At 63.2% G+C, this 3,504-nt stretch carries 3 protein-coding genes; all 3 read right to left on the minus strand.

Annotation, left to right across the window (positions count from 1 at the left end):
• On the minus strand, window positions 1-499 hold a 499-nt coding region (locus tag WBB85_RS02225), incomplete at its 3' end, for an FAD-binding protein (protein ID WP_432636992.1).
• A 408-nt stretch (window positions 500-907) separates the two neighbouring features.
• The gene (gene ctaD, locus WBB85_RS02230) at window positions 908-2,578 is read right to left on the minus strand and encodes a cytochrome c oxidase subunit I (protein WP_432636993.1); all 1,671 of its coding nucleotides are present in this window, start codon (window positions 2,576-2,578) and stop codon (window positions 908-910) included.
• Between the two features lie 227 nt (window positions 2,579-2,805).
• Window positions 2,806-3,222: a c-type cytochrome gene (locus WBB85_RS02235; RefSeq protein WP_432636994.1), complete on the minus strand. Its 417-nt coding sequence runs from the start codon at window positions 3,220-3,222 to the stop codon at window positions 2,806-2,808.
• Between the last annotated feature and the right edge of the window lie 282 nt (window positions 3,223-3,504).

A 3,504-nucleotide genomic window follows, 5' to 3' on the forward strand; every position in this document is an offset into this window, starting at 1 on the left:
GATAGGCAAAGCCCATCTCATCCTTCGTGACCGTCCGCACAGTTCCGTCCCGCATCACCACCGTGGCCTGAACGAAGTGATCGGCGGTGTAGGAGCCATAGCAGCCCGCATTCATCCGCACCGCCCCGCCAATGGCACCCGGAATGGTCCGCAGGAAGGTCAGATCCACCCCCGCCTCGGCCGCCTTGCGGGCCACATGCGCATCCAGTGCCGCCGCCCCGGCCGTCACACGGTTGCCCTCGATGGCAATCCCGTTGAAGCCGCGCCCAAGCCGGATCACCACACCCCTGATACCGCCATCCCGCACGATCAGGTTCGACCCGACGCCCATCGGAAAGACCGGGATATCATCGGGCAAGCCCGCCAGAAACGACCGCAGGTCATCGATATCCGCAGGCTGAAACAACCACTCCGCCGGCCCGCCGACGCGAAGCCAGGTCAGATCAGCCAAGGGCCGGTTAGGGGTCAGCGTACCCCGGACAGAGGGAAGCGTTGTCATGCAATCTGGTTAGAACGCGGCCGGAAGGGCCGCAAGTGGGAACCGGGCATTTCTTCCCCGCCGCTTCCTGACGAGACTGCGGGAGGACAGCATTGCGGGAGTTTGCGGACATAGCCCTAAGCACAACGCAAGCCGGGAGAGTGCCTGCCCGTGGGGTGGCGCAGTGACGGGCATTCGGGGTGCTTTATGGCAGCAAAGCCCCTCTGATCTCATGCGATGCGCGCGGCCGCAAAAGCGCCAGCCCGCCGGGACGGGCAGGCGCTCGCCCGGCGCGCTTCGCGCTTGTCCCCGGGCGAAGAGGAAGACCCGCCAAGGTCCGCAACGGGCGCGAAGCAAACCACTCCCTGCCCATCCCCAAATGAAAACGGCCCCGGATCGCTCCGGGGCCGTCTTGGTCAACTCACAGGATCAGTGGGCGTGGCCCTTGTCCCAGTCGCTCTGCTTCGGGAGCTGTTCGAACGTATGCTCCGGCGGCGGCGACGGCAGGGTCCATTCCAGCGTATCGGCCCAGGGGTTCCAGTAGTTCGCTTCCGTCACCCGCTTGCCCGCACGAAGCGTGTAGAACACGATGACGATGAAGAAGATGAACGAGGCGAACGAAAGGAACGCGCCCATCGACGAGATGTAGTTCCAGTGCGCGAACGCCTCCGGATAGTCGATATAGCGGCGCGGCATGCCCTGACGGCCAAGGAAGTGCTGCGGGAAGAAGGTCAGGTTCGCACCGATGAACATCATCCAGAAATGCAGCTTGCCTGCCCATTCCGGATACTGACGACCCGACATCTTGCCGAACCAGAAATAGATACCGGCAAAGATACCGAAGACCGCACCAAGCGACATCACGTAGTGGAAGTGCGCCACGACGTAGTAGGTGTCGTGATAGACCCGGTCGACAGGGGCCTGGCTCAGCACCACGCCGGTCACGCCGCCGACGGTGAAGAGGAACAGGAACCCGAAGGCCCAGAGCATCGGCGTCTTGAACTCGATCGAGCCGCCCCACATCGTCGCGATCCAGCTAAAGACCTTGATGCCCGTGGGCACCGCGATCACCATCGTCGCCAGCATGAAGTAGCTCTGCTGGGTCAGCGACATGCCGACCGTGTACATGTGGTGCGCCCAGACGACAAAGCCGAGCGCCCCGATCGCCACCATCGCATAGACCATCGGCAGATAGCCGAAGATCGGCTTTTTCGCGAAGGTCGCGATGACGTGGCTGACAATCCCGAAGGCCGGCACGATGATGATGTAGACTTCCGGATGACCGAAGAACCACAGGATGTGCTGGTAAAGGATCGGGTCACCACCGCCCGAGGGCTGGAAGAAAGTGGTGCCAAAGTTGCGGTCGGTCAGCAGCATGGTGATCGCACCCGCCAGAACCGGCAGGCTGAGAAGGATCAGCCAGGCCGTGACGAAGATCGACCACGCGAAAAGCGGCACCTTGTGCAGCGTCATGCCCGGTGCGCGCATGTTCAGGAAGGTGGTGATCATGTTGATCGCGCCGAGGATCGAAGAGGCGCCCGAAACGTGCACCGCGAAGATCGCGAGGTCCATCGACCAGCCCTGTTCGCTGGTCGAGAGCGGCGGATAGAGCACCCAGCCCACGCCCGATCCGGACTGACCGTTGCCGCCCGGGGCCAGTATCGACGCAACACCCAACGCAACACCGGCCACGAACATCCAGTAGCTGAGGTTGTTCATCCGGGGGAAGGCCATGTCCGGCGCACCGATATGCAGCGGCATGAAATAGTTGCCGAAACCGCCGAACAGCGCCGGGATGACCACAAAGAACATCATCAGGACGCCGTGATAGGTCACCATCACGTTCCAGACATGGCCATTCGGGGTGCAGACCGCGTCGGACGCGAAGAATCGCGCACCTTCAAGGCACATATACTGTACGCCGGGCTCCATCAGCTCCATGCGCATATAGACGGTGAAGAGCACCGAGATGAGCCCCACGGCGGCAGCCGTGAAGAGGTAAAGGATACCGATATCCTTGTGGTTGGTGGACATGAACCAGCGGGTAAAGAACCCGGGGTGTCCATGATCACCGTGGCCATGAACGGCTGCGTCGGCCATGCTGTTCTCCCATTCCATGCACGGGGGGCACCGGCCGTTTCACCGATACCTCGTCCGGCCCCGTAATAGTGGGCGTTTGCAGCTTGGGCAATCCACCAAGCCGTCGGGAACAGGAAAAATTGCCGCACCCGACGCGTCCCGTAGCGCAAACCGCGTGATGGCGCGGCTCCCCTCCCCCTTCGTGGGGAGGGGATGGGGGTGGGGGGCCTCCGCCCCCGCCGCCCGTCTTACTCGGCCGCAAGCGAGGCGAGATAGGCAGCCATGTCTTCCTGACCCTTGGTCAGCTTGAAGGTCATCTTGGATTTCGCCGCCGCATCGCCCGATTTGTCCTGCACCCAGGCCTTGGGATCGGTGACATAGGCGGCCAGTTCCGCCTCATCCCAGACAAGGCCACCTTCACCGATGGCGACGAGCGAGTCGCCATATTTGAAATCGGTGGAGCCGACGGCGCGGCCGATCACGCCATAAAGGTTCGGGCCGGTCTTGCCGCCCTTCTGAATCTCGGTGCCGTCATCGGCCACGATCATGTGGCAGGCCTTGCACTTCTTGAAATCCGATTCGCCCTTGGCGGCATCGCCTTCGGCAAAGGCGGGCGCGGCCAGCGCCAGAAGCGCGGCGGTCGGGGCGAGCAACTTGGTGAACATCACATATCCTCTTTCGTCGTTGGTCCGGTCGCGCAGCAGACTGCGTCACGCGCTCATACCATGGCTGATCTAGGGGTGACTTGCGATAAGTCAAACGCCCATAAGCGCAGGCCGGGCGACAGACCCGGCACCACACAAGCCGGGCGGGCGCCTGCCCGTGGGGTGGCGCGGAAAGCGTTGTTCAGGGCGCTTTATACCCGCAAAGCCCCCCTGACCTCGTGCGATGCACGCGGCCGCCAAAGTGCCAGCCCGCCGGGACGGGCAGGCACCCGCCCGGCGCGC

It is taken from the genome of Albidovulum sp., assembly GCF_049646345.1.
GTDB lineage: Bacteria > Pseudomonadota > Alphaproteobacteria > Rhodobacterales > Rhodobacteraceae > Albidovulum.

Coding starts and splice junctions, on each gene's coding strand:
- ctaD (WP_432636993.1), bottom strand. CDS start 2,578: ATGGCCGACGCAGCCGTTCATGGCCACGGTGATCATGGACACCCCGGG.
- WBB85_RS02235 (WP_432636994.1), bottom strand. CDS start 3,222: ATGTTCACCAAGTTGCTCGCCCCGACCGCCGCGCTTCTGGCGCTGGCC.